Raw genomic sequence first — 16,441 nt, forward strand, 5'->3', positions numbered from 1 at the left:
GATGGCAGGCGCTCGCACTGGAACGTTGCTTGCAGCGCCGGTATTCACCGCAGTTGCTGCGCTTTGCATCGCGCCATTGGCGATCCTGTTCGCATACAGCTTCTTCCAGGTCGATTTCGTCGCCATCGTCAAGGAGCCGACATTTCGAAACTACGCCCGGATCTTTGCCAGCGAAACCTATCGCTGGCTCATCGCAAAGGCCTTTTTGTCGGGACTGCTGGTCGTCGGGATCACCGCCCTGATCGGTCATCCGGTAGCGTGGTTCATCGCCAAGCGGACAACTCAGTTCAAGTCGGCGTTGCTGACTTTGCTTCTGGTGCCCCTCTACACCGGCGACCTAGTGCGAATTTTTGCCTGGCGCGTCTTGCTCGGCGCAGAAGGTGTGCTCAACAATTTCCTGATGTGGGCGGGCGTCGTCGATCGGCCGGTGCAAGCGCTGCTGTTTTCCTCTCTCGCTACCCACATAGTCATGACTTACAATTACCTGCCTTTCATGGTCTTGGGCCTGTGGCTCGCCTACGAGAGCCTTGACGATGGCCTGCTCGAGGCCGCGTCCGATCTTGGCGCCGGTAGGGCATCGGCATTTCGACGCATTACGCTGCCAATGACGACGCCTGGTCTCATTGCCGGCGGCATGATGGTTTTCGTTATGGTGGTTGGCGATTATCTGACCCCGCAACTTCTGGGCGGGGCTTCTGGCATCACCATCATCAGCGCCATTAACGATCTCTTCGGGACTGCCTTCGACTGGCCGCTGGGGTCTGCAATCGCCTCCACCATGCTGGCCATGCTTTGCTTATCCTTCGCCTTAGCGGGCCTCGGGATCAGTCGCTCGACGCTTGGCAGGGCCTTGGCCGGAGGAGAGTGATAATGGTAAAGACACCTCTCCTTGTGACGGCTTGGGTCTGGCTGATCTATGCATTCATGTATCTGCCAGTCGCGGTTATCGCCGTATTTGCCTTCAATGATTCCGAACTCATCGCGTTTCCGCTGCAGGGATTTACCGCCAAGTGGTTTAGCCAGGTCCTCGCCGATTCCAGGTTGACGGGCGGCTTCGGGACCACGCTGCTGGTAGCCGTTCCTGTTGCGCTCTTCTCGACGCTGTTAGGGGCGATGGCCGCACTTGCTCTTACGCGTTACAGTTTGAAGCACCGCGTCGCATTCCTCGTGATCATCTTTATCCCGTTCCTGATTCCTAAGGTCATACTTGCCGTCGCCCAGTTGATCCTGTTGTCCGAAATCGGGATCGAGCGCAGCCTTTTTACGATTGTCGCCGGCCAGACCATCATCATCATGCCCTTTACCACACTCATCATCGCGTCGGTTCTGATCCGGATCGATCCTAGGCTGGAGGAAGCTGCCTCTGATCTCGGGGCGGGCCAGTGGAGCGCATTCCGGCGCGTGACGCTGCCACTGATGAAGAACGGCCTGATGGCAGCCTGGTTCATCGCGTTCGTTCTATCGTCTGCCGAATACGTGCTGACCTCCTTCACCAGCGGCCGCCAGCAGCCACTTTCTATACTGGTGGCGTCGGATTTTCGCTTCAACATGTCGCCAGCGCTTGACGCGTTGGCGCTGATGATCGTGGTGGCCAACATTTCATTGATCGGTATTGCAGAGTTCGCCCGCCTTCGGTCGCGCCGGTAACAACGCTGCCCTTCCTTCCAGCCGTGCCCCGATCGCGGCGAGTCCTATTGGGGAGAATGCTGGGGGTGAAGAGAGCCTTGAGCCGCTATCGCCTTCATTGAAATCCGGAGTTCGAACTTCCCGTCAGAACCCCATTTCTCGCTCGATATAACTCGTTCAAGCAGTCGATTGCGCTGCACTTGAACGAGAAAGGTCGATGATGAAAAACGCAGCCAAGCCATTCGCAGACACGCGGCTGGCAAAATTCCTACAGAAGAGAATCCTGGAGCTACGGTCCAGAAAGACACAGGCCCTGATCGCAACCGAGGCAGGCTTCGCTCAGGCGAATATGCTGGCGATGATCAAGGTCGGCGCCAGCAAGCTGCCGCTCGACCGTGTGCCAGCACTGGCAAAGGCGCTGGAATGCGATCCTGCACTCCTGTTCATGATGGCAATGGAGCAATTGGGCGGCGACACCACCGAGCGAGCCATCCGCCAGATCTTTGGCACGATCGTCACCGAGAATGAAGTCGCCTGGCTTGAAGAGATCCGCGACGCCTCCGGTCATACAGACCCCAACCTGACGTCTAAAGCTCGGGCTGCTATCCGCGGGATTTTCCGCCGATGAGACACGCTACACCCTCCTCACCCACGTCCTCGACCCGCAAGAGTGCATGGGATCGACCGCTCACGCTGAACGAGCTTGCCTGGATCGACATCATCCGGCTCGCGTGCTGGGACACGGATCCGAAACCCACGCTTGCACGTGTGCAGAGGGTGAGAAGGGTATTCGGCGAAGATTCACCCAAGCAGGAAGATGCGTGAACGAGCGATCGTCATCGCCTCGCTGACACGGGGTGTTCTTTTGAGTTATCGGTGCAGAGCGAGAAGCCTAGTCCGTCGGACAGCCGCGCCTCTAGCCGAGGTGAGTGGGCTGGTAGGATGATGTCCGTTATATTTCAGTCGGCACCAAGATCAATGAGACGGACCGCCAAGCATCGTCACATACATGCGCACGGGGACAGCTTCTTATGCAACCGGATGTTGACCCCGTGCCTGCCGAGCCGTCGAGGGACGGTTCTTAGGAACCAAAGCACTTCCATCCCGAGGCGAGCCGCCGTCCCAACGATCTTGCGTGTCACTGCCAATATGCGAAGTCCTAGAAGGGGTGTCGACATTTGACCCGGATGCCTCCTGTTGCCGGAACATTTTGGGCACCAATCCACCCATCCTTGAGTGACACGAAAACCGAACGACAACCGCAAAGCAACGACGGTAAACTAGGGCTGTTCAGTGATCTTAGCGCAAGATGAGGAACGGCCGTGAGGTTTACCTTAGGTTGTCATTTTGCGCCCGAGCGGATCTGATTTCCGGCTGCATGAGTTATCCGGTCGGGACCGACGCGCTCCCCAGACGCTTCCGGCTGATTAGATTTGAGTGTTCAGGCCTTCCGGATCAATGCTTTCCGGGTGCTCACTGGTAAGAGGGACAATCCCCAATAGTTTCCGCTGTCTCAAGATACTCCCCACGACTTCAGCCGGCGCGTTTCATCCGCCGCTCCCCCGCGCCGCCGAAGCACCGCTCCTCATCCGCCTTCTCGCCGGCGTGCATGCAATCCCCTGCTGTAGCCAACGAGACCGCAGGCGCCGTCATCGCGAATTCATCTTTCGAGTAGGCGTTGGCGACCAAGAGCGCTTTACAGTCGCGCGTGCATCGCCGTCATGAAGATTGGGATCGCAGCCCAGGATGACATGCGACACGGACGAGCCCGCGTCGCATGTGATGCCAGTTAGGTTTCTCTCAACGCCAGCTCCAGTTTGGCGCCACCTGTTTTCAGGACCGCGTTGCGTAGGATTGGAAACTTCGGACCAAAACGCTCCTTCAGCACCTTGACAATGTTTCGGGCGAGTTGGTCGGGCATGGCCTGACCGTTGCCATTACTGGTAGCACACAGTGCTTCCGCCTCTTCACGTTCGGCTCGAGGCTCTGCTGCCTGATTTTGCGCTGTGGTATTAGCTTCCACGCACCCAGCATGAGGGGGTAGCGCTGGGTGGACTTCCGGGACGATTGGCGGCTCGCTAGAACTTCCTGTGCTCCTGGAGCTAGGCTTCCCGATTTCGCTCTGGTTCACTGCTTGCTCAACCTCATTTCTCACGGCAACCCTTTGGCGCCTTGCCGGTCTAGAGCTAGCAATGAGCTCCTCAACTGCCTTTTTCTCGGGCAAAGTTCCAGAATTGATCTGGTCAAAGACTTTCTTTCTAACCTCGGCCGGAGTGCTCCTTGCGGCAAGTCGGTAGACTGTCCCATGAGGTAGCAAGTCGAGGACATCCGGAGCGTTGGCAAACTCCCGGGCAGCGTTCATGTAGTTCTCGGCTGTCCGTTCGGACATGTCGAAGTAAAACTTCAACCACTCACCGAACTTGCCGTGACCTAGGCTTTCCTTCACAGAGCTCAAATCATTGCCGACTTCTATTATGCTCGATCGCATCGTTTTCTGGATGCGCCCAGCTGCCGCTTCCGCATTCAGTCGAACTGAGTCAGAGACGCCGGAGTAGTCGAAGCCAGCACGGACGGGCAGGATGATCCGCGTCGGCGCCGCGTCCGGCGACTGGTCGAGTTTTTCAATTTCAGCTAGCTCGTTATCTTCAAGGATCATCTCGGTGCTGAGATCGAGCACTTCAATCACCCGTGTCCGGTCTGTTAGGAACATCGTTTCACTCCGTCGTTTAGATGTCGGACGGGGTTATATCGAGAAAATCATCGTGTGCATGATCTCCTGACATCTACTGACATTTCCGCTGGCGTGGTTGTGTTGGGCGGCGATCTGCTAGATGCTCTGAAGGAAATTAGTCCGCACGGCATGCTGTCAGGGATGCATAGCCAGCGATGTGTGCCTGCGTTTCCTGCCACGCTTCGGGAGGCGAGAACTTCAGATCGCGTGCATGTCCTGGCATCGCATCAGGTCTAACGCGAAATCCGCAACCGTTGCGGATTTCGAGACGGTGTGGAGACGCAAGTGAAAGCCATGCCGTAGCGCGGTAACCAGAGCCTCCGCATCCCGCTCAGTCCATGGTGCACAGAACTGCACTCGAATGGCCATATCTGCAACAAACCTCTCTTAGGAATGAGGCATAAACTTCACCTACGCATAGAGAGACGTGGGGCCTAAGGGCCAAGCGTCAAACTATGCTGTAGGTGAAGTTCTGTCAGAGGAACTGTTTCCTCTCTTGAGGCCACGACCGCCACCATATGACGGGGCGAGTTCGGGGGACATAACCATGCTCGACCAGCCTTTCAGAAAAGGTGAGGCGGGGTCGGACTGTCGCCTCTTACGGTCGGACTTCCAAGCCTTTCGGCCCAGCCGGCGTAGGCATCACTGAACCAACATGGCGATTTCAGTGCACCTTGCGGGTTACAAGTCACCAGTAGTGCCCGCGCCACGAGTTTCCACGCACGGTTTCCGAAATCATCGGCGTCTACGACAACCTATTCGGAATACGGGCGCGTGCAAAACCCGCTTTTAGCCGTCTTCTTCAACGGCAGACACATTATAGCGAATACTCAAGGGGACTTCTAGACTATCTAGCGAGATTAATAAAAAAAAAGGGGGGGGGGGGAATCTCGTGCGATAGCAAGTCGTTGCTACCATAAAGGCTCAACAAAGGCGTTCTGTCATGATCACGATCGAGACGCGGTCCTCACGAACAGTTTACGAGATACCATTCGGCTTCCTCGCACGAACTTATCTTGCCGCAAGTCTTTCGCGGAGCACATGACCAGGACAGCGATAGCTCGATAGGCTTTGAAATGGCCGGCTCCGGTGAGCTTGCCGCTTGCGAGACGACGAGGCCGATCAGTGCGAGCATCTATGTTTCCTCATCTGCAAAATAAAGCGATCGTTGCCAGCTATATGAGCATATGCCCGACAAAGCTCGTGAAACGATCAAGATCAACGGCGCCTCGGATTCCTTCATCAAGGGCTTCGTCTATGCACCAGGCGCCCACGTGTTCTATGCGGGCAATTCGTCGACCTCGACGCAATCGGCCTGTCTACGACTGGTCGGCAATACGATCGAAATGACGGGAAATTCCAGCTTGAAGACCGATTGCACGGCGGAGCTGGGCGGTCGCGAAATGTATTCCAGCCGGTATATATCGCTTACGCAGTGATGCAATGTCCTCGGATAGCGTCAGTCCGGATAATCACCTGTTAACGTTTTGACCGCAACGTCTGACTGCTAGCTATAGCGCTCGATCCGACAAAAGCCCGCTGGAGATTTCGGTATGCCTCTCCGCCGGGCCTTTTTGTCGTCTGGTTCCCGCAACGGCAACCTGGTCGTGGTCTCAATTGTGGCTAAAACACGACGTTGCTAACGCGGACGCGTTGGCCCGAGCGCTAGATCGCCTCGTCCCATCTCGGAGGCTGGGTCAAGCATTCTACGTTGTAGGCCGCAGGACCCATATGAGTGAAGGAGAGGTCGGTGGGGGCCAACCTCTCCTTCTGGCGTCACGTGGGGCGGGGGGCGCTGTGTGACGCCGGTATGCATTACTGAACGAAGACGGTCAGCGAACCACCGGCTCCGATGTTGGCTGCGACGACCGACGACACGTCGACCGACTGGTTTTCCAGCTCAGCCTTCAGGTCGGTGTTGGCTTCGATGGCAGCCTGAAGATCAGCTCGCGCCTCTGCGTTCTTGGACATGGCATTGCCGATAGCGGCAGCATTTGCGCCGGCTTCCAGGTCGCTGACCATCACCACCGTCACTTCGGACACGTCGGTCATCGCCTTGATGTCAGCAGCAGTCTTTGCGCTCGCGTTCAGCGACGAGATCAGCATGCCGAAATTGGCGTCCGAAGACGTGCTGGCGGTCGTGCCGAGGTCAGTGTTGAACTTGGCTCCCGTGCCAGCGCCGGCTCCAGCGTTTGCGCCGCCATCAACGTTGGCGCCAGCGTCGATATTGGCGCCGGCTCCACCGACCTGAGCACCAGCGTCGACGTTACCGCCGGCGTTTACGTCGAGCGCAAATGCAGGAGCGGACATCAGGCCAGCGATGAGTGCAGTCGTGGTGATAAGGCTAGTGCGTTTCATAGGGGTATTCCTTTTCAGAGTTGTCCCTCGGCACCGACAACACCCCGGCTCCACGTCCGTTCCTGCCTTGATCGGGGTCTTTTCAAGGAGATTTTGGGGCGGCCGGAGGAGGTTTAGTCCAGCTCCCCGCCGCCCCCTTGAATCCTGCTGGGTTGAGCATCGCTGATCGCCACCTTCGCACGGCACGTTTCTGCCATTCCGCCACTAACGCCCTGCGAATGTCGTATTTCGGATTCTTTGTGCGGTGCAGCAACAAACCTCTCATTATAGCGTTTCAGTCGAGTCGACTTCGGATGGTTGGCCTGAAGGAGACGCATCCATGAGAAATCTCGCTGACACGATCGCGCGGCTAAATGCCAATCGAAACAGAAGCTTCGGGCAGTCACCGTCGGGTCCGGACCGGCTATCTGACATGCCGGACTTCGGCTCAAACCCTGGGCAACTTGATGCGCGCATCTTTGTGCCCACCGGGTTGCCACAGGGCGCACCACTCGTGGTGGTCCTACACGGATGCACGCAGACCGCCGCCGGCTATGATCACGCAGCTGGATGGTCGCGTCTTGCCGAGCGGGAGGGCTTCGCCGTTCTCTACCCGCAGCAAAGGCGTTCGAACAATCCCAATCTCTGTTTCAACTGGTTCGTTCCCGGAGACATCCGCCGTGATCAGGGCGAAGCTCTGTCGATCCGCCAGATGATCGAGACACTGTCATCGGCGCAACGCCTCGACCCAAATCGCGTCTTCGTTACTGGATTATCTGCTGGCGGAGCAATGGCATCTGTCATGCTCGCCACCTATCCGGAAGTGTTTGCCGGCGGCGCGATCATCGCCGGCCTGCCCTATGCGACTGCTGTATCCGTCCCGGAAGCGTTCGACCGCATGCGCGGACATGGTGCCCCTGACCACAGGGAACTGCAAGAAAAGCTGGAGGAGGCGTCTGACCACGCAGGACCTTGGCCTCGAATTTCTGTTTGGCATGGCAGTGCAGACCAAACCGTCGAAGCTTCGAACGCCCTCTTGACTGTTGGCCAGTGGCAAGGGGTGCATGGCGCAGCCGGCGAGGCGTCACGAGAAGAAATCGTAAACGGGCATCGGCGACTGGCCTGGGACAACAGCGAGGGAACGGAAGCAATCGAGTATTATCTCGTCCAAGGCATGCCACACGGCACACCTCTCGATACTGCCGATGGCCTGAGCCACAGCGCACCCTATATGATCGACACCGGCATATCGTCCACGCAGCATATCGGCAGGTTCTGGGGGCTGGTCGAATCTGGGTCAGCTCGGATTTTGTCGGCTAGCTCCGGGTCGAGACTCAACGGCGCAGGTGCTCGCGCAGCCGACGGAGCGAAACATCGAGAGGCGAGGAGCGGATCCATTCCCCACGGCACGGTCGGCGGCGTGCGCCAGATCATTGAGGAGGCGCTACGCAAGGCGGGACTGATGAAGTAGCGGCAGTGGGGAGCATTTCTAAAGCTAACCTTCACATCAACGGTCTTCCCCCGCCAATGTCGGTCTCTGCGAACAGGAAAAGCCACACTACGAGCGCTACCGCTGCCACAATGGCAGCCGTGACCGTTCCGCACTTCCTGAGTTAACTACTGGACCGGTCTGCCATGAGTATCTCCTATTCAACCAGCAAGGATCCCAAGCTGAGGAATGCGCCGCAAATTGCGAAATTCGGCGCGAGTATCCGCCGAGATTCAACGACACTTTTGTCCATTGCACCCTCCGCAATTTTGTCAGCTAACAAACGGGGTCGTGTGGACTTGGTTTCGAGGAAACCATGTCCGCGACCGACGACTTATCAAACGTTTTCAGATTTGCCCTAACTGTTGCAGCAGTCTCGAAGCAGCGTAGCTTTGCGTCGATACGTAACTGCACACTCGAACCAAATTGCACCAAGAGCGATTTCGGTTCGGAGCTCGACACAGAGACGCTCCAGATGCGCCGAGCCGACGAGGGCGCGCTGCCAAGCCGGTTGCTTCAGTTCACCAGAGCAGCAAGAACGAAGGCGAAGGGATAAAGCGGGGTTCGGGTCCGAGGAATCATTCCATGTGATCATGCGAAGGCCGCTGCGACACATGAATCCCGGCCGCCTCATTTGCAGCTCGCATACTTGTTTCGAACGAGTGACCTGTCGAAAGGGCCACCACCAGCGTGCCCATGAAGACGTCGCCAGCGCCATGCGTGCTGACAACCCGCACCGGCCTGACAGGCAGAAGGACCGGCGGCTCGCCGACGGTGATGCCGGCCGCTCCCGACCCGCCCGCCGTAACCACGACCGAGGCGATTCGCCCAGCAAGGACCTTTGCGGCAGCCTCCGCAGATATAAGGTCGGTCACCGCGATGCCGGTGAAGTCCTCTGCTTCGATCGCGTTGACGACCAGCAGGTCGACCAGCGCGGCGAGTTCGCCTGAAATCGGACGGTAGGGCGCCGCATTGAGGCACACCCTGAGCCCCGCCTCTCTGGCTGCCCTTGCGGCCGCCAGGTTGATCGCCTCGGGCATCTCGTTCTGCATAACCAGGGCCTGCACCTCTCCTGCGAAGGCCAACCCGACCAGGCCCGCAGGGTCGGCTAGCAGGTTCGCTCCCGAGACGATCACGGCACCATAGTCTCCGTCCGAGTCGGAGATCGCGACACTCATGCCCGACCCGATGCCCGCGCATCGGGCAACCGACGAAGTGTCGATGTCATGGGCGGTGAGTTCATCGAGCAAGAAGCGTCCGAAGGCGTCGTCGCCCACCGCCCCAACCATGCGGACGGTCGCGCCCGCCTTGGCCGCCGCTATGGCCTGGTTGCCGCCCTTGCCGCCGAATTTCGGGCGCCAGGACCTGCCGATCACGGTCTCGCCTTTGCGGGGCAGGCTCGGCGCATCGACCATTATGTCGTAGTGCAGGCTGCCGGCCACGACGATGACGGGAGCCACGCTGCTGTCGGATGGGGCAGACAAGACCATGCCTTTCTTGCGAGACTGATCGCCGCGTCGGCGTAAGCCTGCCGCGGCGGCTTCCCGCGGGCTCAAGCTCCGAAGAGAGCTTCGTTGACGATTCTTTGGCTCGCGACCGCGTCCTGCTTCGCAAGTGCCTCGCCCAGCCGGTTGTTCGCATCGAGCGTTGCGGCGACTTTCAGCAGCCGCTCGACCGTCGCGATGTTTGCCTCGCACTCTGCGATCGGGTCGAGGCCGCTGGCATCGGGAAAAGTGTCGAAATAGAGCGCCCCCTTGTAGCCGTCCCGGTGCACCTGCCGCAGCAGCTCCAGCGTCGAACGCAGATGCACGGAGCCGACCATTAGGCCGTCGTCGCGCTTCGAGTATCCGTCGTTGAGGTGCACGCCAAGCAGCCTGCTGCGGCGATGGATCAGGTGAGCCACGAATGCAGGCTGCTCGCCGGCATAGAGCGAGTGGGCGAAGTCAAGGGTCACGCCGACATTGGGAGCGCCGACCTCGTCGATTGCCAGCAGCGTCGTCGCGGCGTCGCGCAGCAGGCTCTGGGCGCGCGGTTCGTCAGGCTTGTATTCGATGCTTACACGGCAATCCGGATCGTGTTGCGCGACTTCCCGGATGCCCTCGATTTCCCAGGCCCATACCTGTTCGTAGTCGAGCTGGAAGTTGTAGTCGAAGCCATCCTGGCCTAGCCAGATCGTCATCAGGTCGATGCCCATCTCCCGCGCGGCGTCGATGCCCCGCTTCGTCATATCGAGCGCTTCCTGCCTGACGTTGCGGTCCGGATTGGTGAAGGCGCCCCGCTTGAAGGCAGGGTTGGTGTAGTAGCGCATGGCTAGGCCGTTGACAGTCAGGCCGAGATCGGAAATTCGCGCGGCGAGGGCTTTCGGCTCGCCCGGGACGTGGTCGGGAAAATTGAGATCGAGATCCGTCAGGCCATCGACCGTCGCTGCTCGCTCGATCAGTTGCAGCGTCGACGGTTTCCCCGCAAGGTCGGGCCAGAACAGGTGCGGCGCCGAGCCGAACGAATTCAGTCGAGTGGCAAAGCGGGAAAGCGTCATCGCGTGGCCTTCAAGATGTTGTGGCGACGAGATGCGCCGGGTGGTGCACTCATCCATATTCCGATCAACGTCGCAACCCTGCTCAGCCGCCTGACCGGTTGGTGCGCTACACGTGCCGTAAACCGAGCACTCCAGCTATCCAATAGCACTCGCGTTCAGTCGCTCAGTGACATGAACAAGTTGACCGATGCGCCCATCTGCAATGTGACATGCAGACGGGGTAACGAAGCCAGGGAGGGGGCTCCGTTAACTTTCGAGGGACAATACCCAGCGCGCGAAATCCGCAACATCGGGATTGCTCATCGCGTCAGCCCTATGCACCAGAAAATACCCGTAGCCCTCGATCTGATGTTGAGACAGACGGAATAGACTTCCACGCTCCATTTCAGTCTCGACAAGCGCATCGTTGAGCGCAATTCCTTGGCCGTCGATCACTGCCTGCACCCGGAGGTTGGGGTCGGGGATGGTAAGCACGGCGTCGCGCGCCTTGAATGGCAGACCGGCAACCCGATGCCAATCCTCCCACGCTGCACTGCCACTGCGATCGGCAAGCAGAGTGAGTGTGCTTACCGCCGACGCCAGCCCTTCAGCCTGAACCAGAGCCAGCGCATCTGCCGAGCCGGTCGCAAAGGCGGGGCAAGCGAAAAGCCGCTGTGTCACGGAGTCTGCCGAGTCGCCGCGGCCCCACCTGATGGCTAGATCAACGCCCTCATTATCCAGATCCTTGAGGTCGATCATCGGTTGCAACCGTAACCGAACACGCGGATGCCCCTTCATGAACATCATCAGCCGCGGCGACAGCCAGCGCGAAGCAAAATAGGTGGTCGTCGCGATTGTGATCGGCGCCCGTGGTGCATCGCGCAACTCGTCAATGCGCGCCTCGATGGCATCAAGCGAGCGCATGCTGCATATCCACAGCTCGCGGCCCTTCGGCGTCAGCACAATGCCACGCGGCTTACGGTCGAAAAGATTGAACCCAAGTGCTTCCTCAAGCACCCGCAACTGGTAGCTGACCGCGCCCTTCGTTAGATTCAGCTCATCCGCTGCACTGGAGAAGCTCTCGTGCCGAGCCACGACATTGAAAACGCGCAAGCTGTCGAAATGCTGGAACCGCATCAACACCGTCTAGTTTTTCTGAACGCTCCAGGCAATTGATTTCGTTTGTCATGTGATGTGTTTTGAGGTGCAATTCAGTCGACGGTTCGAGCCATTACCGTCGAGAGGTTCAGGCCATGCTGGAAATGCCGGTCGACGAGTGCCCACGCGTTCCTCAGAATCCGCGCCGCGGCGGCCGAACGCGCCCCGTTGCGGTCAATCCAACCCGGCAGGCCATGGGAACATTTCGGCGCGAGGTTCCCGCCTACGAATTGCTGAGCGAGGAAGCACTTCGTGCCCTGGAAGACCAGGCCGACTGGCTGCTTTGCGAGATCGGGATTGATTTCCGAGGAGATGTCGAGGCCCTACGCTTGTTTTCCAATGCGGGTTGCAGCGTTGTCGGTGAGCGGGTTCGATTCCAGCTTGGCCAAGCAAGAGCGCTTTGCGCATCAGCCCCGTCGAGCTTTACCCTGCACGCTCGCGACCCCCGGCGATCGGTTGTTCTGGGTGGCGATCATGTGGTCTTGATGCCCGGCTACGGTTCACCGTTCGTCACCGATCTCGACCGGGGCCGGCGCTACGCTACGATCGAGGACTTTCGCAACTTCGTGCGTCTGACCTTCATGTCGCCCTGGTTGCACCATTCTGGTGGCACGGTCTGCGAACCGACCGACATTCCGGTGAACAAGCGCCACCTCGATATGGTCTATGCTCACCTCACGCTTTCATCCAAACCATTCATGGGCGGGGTGACATCGTCCCAGCGCGCCGCTGATTCAGTCGCCATGGCACGGATCGTCTTCGGTGCGGACTTCATGGAAACCAATGCCGTCATGCAAGGCAATATCAACGTCAACTCGCCGCTGGTTTTCGACGAAACCATGACCGGCGCGCTACGCGTCTACGCCGCGGCAAACCAATGCGTCTGCGTCTCGCCGGCGATCTTTTCCGGCGCCATGGGGCCGGTAACCCCGGCCGCCGTCGCCGCTCAGACTCACGCCGAGGCAATGGCTGGCATTGCACTCGCACAACTCGTTCGGCCGGGATGCCCCGTCGTCTATGGCAGTTTCCACAACTCGATGAGCCTGAAATCGGGTGCGCTCACCTTCGGCTCACCCGAGGCCAATCTGGTCACCATGGCGCTGGGACAACTGGGACGGCGGCTTGGCGTGCCCGTGCGCTCAGGCGGCGGCCAGATCACGGCTGCTAATTCCGCTGATGGTCAGGCCATGCAGGACAGCGCCTCGGCCATGTGGGCAACCATTATGTCAGGGGCCAACCAAGTCTGGCACGCAGCCGGCTGGCTAGAGGGCGGCCTGACTATGGGCTACGAAAAGTTCGTGATGGATCTCGACCATTGCGGCGCCATGCTGCGCTTGGTTGCCGGAATGCCGGTTTCGGACGACACACTGACCAGAGAATCCTATTTCGAGGCGGGACCTGGTATCAATTTCTTGTCGACCCGGCATACGATGCAGAACTTCGCTACTGCCAATTTCATGCCCGATATCGCCGAAGCTGGCCCATACGAGATGTGGGTCGAAAACGGAAGCCGCACCGCTGAGCAGCGCGCAAACGATCGCTGGAAATCAATGCTGGAAGACTATCAGGCACCTCCGATCGATCCCGCTGCAGAAGCGGCCCTGCGAGCCTTCATCGCGGATCGCAAATGTGCGATGGCCGACGAATGGTATTGAATAGATACTGGCTTTCATACCAATGCTGAGAAGTCCGCTGGTCATGCGCTTATCGTGATAGATCAGCTTCAGTCGCACCTTCCAGCGCTTGCCAATACTCGCCGTGTCCCGAGCAGCATCAAAGTTTCAAACGCACACTACGACTCACCCCCGGCCGATTGGCGCGCTATCTGTGCAAAGACTGAGCATTGCAGTCATCCAACAGCGTTGGCGTTAAGTTTCTCGAAGACGTGAAGAAGCTGGTCCGTGCGCTCGATCGAGAAGACCTGCTCCGGGCCGGATGGTGCGATGTCTATAGACGGGCTGGCATAGAGCAGCCTCGAATCCATTGCGCCCTTATCCATCGGGTATGCCGTCGCTCAGGACCTGTGGTCGTCAACGAGCAGGATCATGTCTCGATGACATAACTGAGAGCAAAGAGCCCCAGCACAATTGAAGCTACGGCCGTCCAGCCACGTTGTGTAGCCTTGATCTCGTCGTTCCTGTCCGGGTCGCTCATTTTTTGTCCCCTGGCTTCGTATATTATTTGGGCCCCGCTACATGACTTTCAACCGCATCACAGTCTTGCTGTCCTTGCGTCAACGCAACCGTGGTTGAGACTCGGAAGCGCTCCGCCATTGACTGCTAGCGCATCAGAGACCCGCAGAGTGCGCCTTCTCGCGACTGCATCAGATAGCATCCGGCGCGCCGAGACGCACCACGAGTCGCTCCAGGAACGGCCCGGTTCCCGGACCGCTCCTGGTTCACGCAGTAGACTATTTCTTCAGGTTGCCCCAGTTACGGGCGTCATCAACGTTGGACTTGTCTATGAGGTATGGCTTGGTCTGCATGCTGTCTTCATATTCCTTACCTTCGAAATATGCGATGACCTGCTCGAGTATTCCGCCGCCGCCCATAGCGTAAGGGTCCTGCGCAACCGTTGCGTCTTGCGTGCCCTCTCTGATGCGATCCAAAGCCAGCGGCGTGCCGTCAAGACCAATGACGGTGACGTGGCCGGCCTCACCGGGTGGCACGAGTTTTCCAATCTGGCGCAGCGCGGAGACGATGCCCCGCACCATTTCGTCATTGTGGCTGAACACGCCGACGATGTTCGGGTCCTGAGTGAACGAGTCCAATACCATCTTGTTCGCGTTGTCCGCCGCCCACTCCGTGTTTAGGGAGCGCACCTCAACGTTCGGATAGTTGGCCGCCATCCGATCAGTAAAGCCCTTATGGCGAGCCTGCGCCTGGGCTGAGCCTACTGAGCCGCGCGTCTCAAGCGCGACACCCTTTTCACCAATCGCCTTCGCAAGAGCGTCTGCTCCAAGCGCTCCTCCTGCCTCGTTGTCGAAATCGACAAAGCCCAGATACTCTCCCTCTGGAGGTGCATTCTCCATGATGAAAACCGGAATGTTGGCCTCGTTGGCGCGCTTTACGCCTGCCACCAGCAAGGTCGCGTCGATCGGGTTGATGATGATCGCATCCGGCTGTTTGGTGACCGCGTCAAGCGCTTGCGTGACCTGATTGTTCGGATCGCCCTTGCCATCGATGACGTTGAGCACGATGCCAGCTTCTTCGGCCCGTTTCTTCATGCCTTCGACCATGGCAACCTGATACTCGAACTGAAGGCCAAAGGTGATGTATTCTACTGTCTTTCCCTTGGCATCCCCTTCGGCGCTAAATGCTGTGCTGGACAGTGCTGTCGAGCCGACCGTGGCGGCGACAGTCGCTACGAGCAGCATCCGCCGCGATAATGTGTTCAGTGTCATTTCTTCCTCCTTGTGGTTCTCTTTGATCCCGCGTGATCAAATTAGCGAAGCCTGCGGGCCGACTTTCGATTGGGCGTGGACTCATTGCGGGCGGGGTCGAACCAACCGCTCTCTATTCCCGCGCGGTTCGGCCTTGAGATTTTTCGCGCCGGATAAGCATGGTGCGCTTGCGCAAGCCCGTTTCGACATATGAGCGTCGATATACGTCGAGTGCAGCCGCGGCGGCGATGACCGCGCCACTAACGATGTAGTCGTAGTTTGGCGGCACGTTCAGCAGGTTCACGGCATTCTGGACGAGCCCAAGCAGAATGACACCAAGAAGCACACCTGAAATCTTGCCCTCGCCGCCGAACAGACTTACGCCGCCGATGACCACTGCCGAAATAACGGTAAGTTCGTAGCCGAAGCCGGCCGTCGCAGCTCCCGCCTCTAGGCGCGCGGTTATCATCAGGCCGCCGAGTGCCGCAGCAAATCCTGAAATGACATAGGCCATCAGAACTACCCGGTTGGTCTGGATGCCGGCCAGTCTTGCTGCTACCGCGTTGCCGCCGGTGGCGAATATCTCACGTCCGAACCGTGTTCGCGTAAGCACGACATGAGCAACAAGCGCGACCGCCGCCGTGAAGATGATGACAAAGGGAATGCCAAAGATGCGAAGCGACTGGATTTCGATATAAATTGAGGGCACCGGCGCAATGTTGCGCCCATCCGAGATGAGATAGGCAACGCCGCGAGTGACGCTCATCATCGCCAACGTTGCGATCAAGGCAGGCACCCTTAGCTTGGTGACGGCGACCCCATTAAGCAACCCGATGCCGGCGCCGGCGGCAAGTGCCAGCAGTGCCGCGACGATAACTGGTAGCCCAGTCTGGGTTGCCAGCACCACGCCCAACACCGACGAGAGTGCCAGCACCGCACCGACCGACAAGTCGATGCCTGCAACCAAGATCACGAAGGCTTGGCCAATCGCGACGACGGCGATGATGGTCGAAGAGAAGAGCAGGTTCTCGATGTTGATGCGGGTGAAGAAGACCGGCGATGCAAAGCTAAGCATCACCCCGCCAATTATGATGACGACAAGCAGGCCGAGACCCTGAACCAGGTCCAGCAGACGTGTGCTCTCCTGCATAGGGGCGGCGGTAATAGGGGCTGATTTCGTTGAGTTTGCCATCGGTTCCGTCT

General features: G+C 58.8%; 14 protein-coding genes. 6 read left to right on the forward strand and 8 right to left on the reverse strand.

Going from position 1 to position 16,441, the window contains the following annotated elements; translation table 11 throughout:
- The first annotated feature begins 1 nt into the window (after position 1).
- From ACT2BZ_RS12285 to ACT2BZ_RS12295, 3 genes are all read left to right on the forward strand, one after another.
- Complete coding sequence (locus tag ACT2BZ_RS12285) at positions 2 to 868, forward strand: ABC transporter permease (protein WP_457935444.1); 867 nt, start codon at positions 2 to 4, stop codon at positions 866 to 868.
- A gap of 2 nt (positions 869 to 870) precedes the next feature.
- On the forward strand, positions 871 to 1,647 hold the full coding sequence (locus ACT2BZ_RS12290) for an ABC transporter permease (protein WP_457935445.1): 777 nt from the start codon (positions 871 to 873) through the stop codon (positions 1,645 to 1,647).
- A gap of 196 nt (positions 1,648 to 1,843) precedes the next feature.
- Complete coding sequence (locus tag ACT2BZ_RS12295) at positions 1,844 to 2,254, forward strand: XRE family transcriptional regulator (protein WP_457935446.1); 411 nt, start codon at positions 1,844 to 1,846, stop codon at positions 2,252 to 2,254.
- A 1,161-nt stretch (positions 2,255 to 3,415) separates the two neighbouring features.
- Here ACT2BZ_RS12295 and ACT2BZ_RS12300 read toward each other — a convergent pair.
- On the reverse strand, positions 3,416 to 4,336 hold the full coding sequence (locus ACT2BZ_RS12300; protein ID WP_457935447.1) for a DUF3102 domain-containing protein: 921 nt from the start codon (positions 4,334 to 4,336) through the stop codon (positions 3,416 to 3,418).
- Positions 4,337 to 5,544: 1,208 nt separating this feature from the next.
- Between ACT2BZ_RS12300 and ACT2BZ_RS12305 the strand changes: the two genes are divergently transcribed.
- On the forward strand, positions 5,545 to 5,796 hold the full coding sequence (locus ACT2BZ_RS12305) for a hypothetical protein (RefSeq protein WP_457935448.1): 252 nt from the start codon (positions 5,545 to 5,547) through the stop codon (positions 5,794 to 5,796).
- A 376-nt stretch (positions 5,797 to 6,172) separates the two neighbouring features.
- Here ACT2BZ_RS12305 and ACT2BZ_RS12310 read toward each other — a convergent pair whose 3' ends face one another.
- On the reverse strand, positions 6,173 to 6,715 hold the full coding sequence (locus ACT2BZ_RS12310; RefSeq protein ID WP_457935449.1) for a hypothetical protein: 543 nt from the start codon (positions 6,713 to 6,715) through the stop codon (positions 6,173 to 6,175).
- A 319-nt stretch (positions 6,716 to 7,034) separates the two neighbouring features.
- On the opposite strand from ACT2BZ_RS12310, the gene ACT2BZ_RS12315 reads away from it, so the two are divergent.
- A complete protein-coding gene (locus ACT2BZ_RS12315; RefSeq protein WP_457935450.1) occupies positions 7,035 to 8,165 on the forward strand; it encodes an extracellular catalytic domain type 1 short-chain-length polyhydroxyalkanoate depolymerase in 1,131 nt (376 codons plus the stop codon).
- Between the two features lie 596 nt (positions 8,166 to 8,761).
- On the opposite strand, the gene ACT2BZ_RS12320 is transcribed toward ACT2BZ_RS12315, so the two are convergent.
- The 3 genes from ACT2BZ_RS12320 to ACT2BZ_RS12330 all read right to left on the reverse strand — a co-directional run bounded on the left by ACT2BZ_RS12320 (position 8,762) and on the right by ACT2BZ_RS12330 (position 11,835).
- Complete coding sequence (locus ACT2BZ_RS12320) at positions 8,762 to 9,673, reverse strand: PfkB family carbohydrate kinase (protein ID WP_457935451.1); 912 nt, start codon at positions 9,671 to 9,673, stop codon at positions 8,762 to 8,764.
- Between the two features lie 62 nt (positions 9,674 to 9,735).
- The gene (locus ACT2BZ_RS12325; RefSeq protein ID WP_457935452.1) at positions 9,736 to 10,719 is read right to left on the reverse strand and encodes a sugar phosphate isomerase/epimerase family protein; all 984 of its coding nucleotides are present in this window, start codon (positions 10,717 to 10,719) and stop codon (positions 9,736 to 9,738) included.
- Positions 10,720 to 10,965: 246 nt separating this feature from the next.
- Positions 10,966 to 11,835 carry a LysR substrate-binding domain-containing protein gene (locus tag ACT2BZ_RS12330; RefSeq protein ID WP_457941287.1) on the reverse strand — a complete coding sequence of 290 codons (870 nt, stop codon included), beginning with the start codon at positions 11,833 to 11,835 and terminating at the stop codon, positions 10,966 to 10,968.
- A gap of 116 nt (positions 11,836 to 11,951) precedes the next feature.
- Between ACT2BZ_RS12330 and ACT2BZ_RS12335 the strand changes: the two genes are divergently transcribed.
- Complete coding sequence (locus ACT2BZ_RS12335) at positions 11,952 to 13,511, forward strand: trimethylamine methyltransferase family protein (protein WP_457935453.1); 1,560 nt, start codon at positions 11,952 to 11,954, stop codon at positions 13,509 to 13,511.
- 194 nt (positions 13,512 to 13,705) lie between these two features.
- On the opposite strand, the gene ACT2BZ_RS12340 is transcribed toward ACT2BZ_RS12335, so the two are convergent.
- The 3 genes from ACT2BZ_RS12340 to ACT2BZ_RS12350 form a co-directional block, all read right to left on the reverse strand.
- Positions 13,706 to 13,855 carry a hypothetical protein gene (locus ACT2BZ_RS12340; RefSeq protein ID WP_457935454.1) on the reverse strand — a complete coding sequence of 50 codons (150 nt, stop codon included), beginning with the start codon at positions 13,853 to 13,855 and terminating at the stop codon, positions 13,706 to 13,708.
- Between the two features lie 411 nt (positions 13,856 to 14,266).
- A complete protein-coding gene (locus ACT2BZ_RS12345; RefSeq protein ID WP_457935455.1) occupies positions 14,267 to 15,259 on the reverse strand; it encodes a sugar ABC transporter substrate-binding protein in 993 nt (330 codons plus the stop codon).
- Positions 15,260 to 15,371: 112 nt separating this feature from the next.
- Positions 15,372 to 16,430 (reverse strand): ABC transporter permease, encoded by a 1,059-nt coding sequence (locus ACT2BZ_RS12350; RefSeq protein ID WP_457935456.1) that lies wholly within the window; start codon positions 16,428 to 16,430, stop codon positions 15,372 to 15,374.
- Positions 16,431 to 16,441 lie beyond the last annotated feature (11 nt).

This window comes from Mesorhizobium sp. 10J20-29 (assembly GCF_054130485.1).

Excerpts from the sequence above, each read along its gene's own strand:
- ACT2BZ_RS12335 (WP_457935453.1), top strand. The coding sequence starts at position 11,952 with ATGCTGGAAATGCCGGTCGACGAGTGCCCACGCGTTCCTCAGAATCCG.
- ACT2BZ_RS12330 (WP_457941287.1), bottom strand. The coding sequence starts at position 11,835 with ATGCGGTTCCAGCATTTCGACAGCTTGCGCGTTTTCAATGTCGTGGCT.
- ACT2BZ_RS12315 (WP_457935450.1), top strand. The coding sequence starts at position 7,035 with ATGAGAAATCTCGCTGACACGATCGCGCGGCTAAATGCCAATCGAAAC.
- ACT2BZ_RS12300 (WP_457935447.1), bottom strand. The coding sequence starts at position 4,336 with ATGTTCCTAACAGACCGGACACGGGTGATTGAAGTGCTCGATCTCAGC.
- ACT2BZ_RS12325 (WP_457935452.1), bottom strand. The coding sequence starts at position 10,719 with ATGACGCTTTCCCGCTTTGCCACTCGACTGAATTCGTTCGGCTCGGCG.
- ACT2BZ_RS12295 (WP_457935446.1), top strand. The coding sequence starts at position 1,844 with ATGATGAAAAACGCAGCCAAGCCATTCGCAGACACGCGGCTGGCAAAA.
- ACT2BZ_RS12345 (WP_457935455.1), bottom strand. The coding sequence starts at position 15,259 with ATGACACTGAACACATTATCGCGGCGGATGCTGCTCGTAGCGACTGTC.
- ACT2BZ_RS12320 (WP_457935451.1), bottom strand. The coding sequence starts at position 9,673 with ATGGTCTTGTCTGCCCCATCCGACAGCAGCGTGGCTCCCGTCATCGTC.
- ACT2BZ_RS12305 (WP_457935448.1), top strand. The coding sequence starts at position 5,545 with ATGCCCGACAAAGCTCGTGAAACGATCAAGATCAACGGCGCCTCGGAT.
- ACT2BZ_RS12340 (WP_457935454.1), bottom strand. The coding sequence starts at position 13,855 with ATGGATAAGGGCGCAATGGATTCGAGGCTGCTCTATGCCAGCCCGTCT.
- ACT2BZ_RS12350 (WP_457935456.1), bottom strand. The coding sequence starts at position 16,430 with ATGGCAAACTCAACGAAATCAGCCCCTATTACCGCCGCCCCTATGCAG.
- ACT2BZ_RS12285 (WP_457935444.1), top strand. The coding sequence starts at position 2 with ATGGCAGGCGCTCGCACTGGAACGTTGCTTGCAGCGCCGGTATTCACC.
- ACT2BZ_RS12310 (WP_457935449.1), bottom strand. The coding sequence starts at position 6,715 with ATGAAACGCACTAGCCTTATCACCACGACTGCACTCATCGCTGGCCTG.
- ACT2BZ_RS12290 (WP_457935445.1), top strand. The coding sequence starts at position 871 with ATGGTAAAGACACCTCTCCTTGTGACGGCTTGGGTCTGGCTGATCTAT.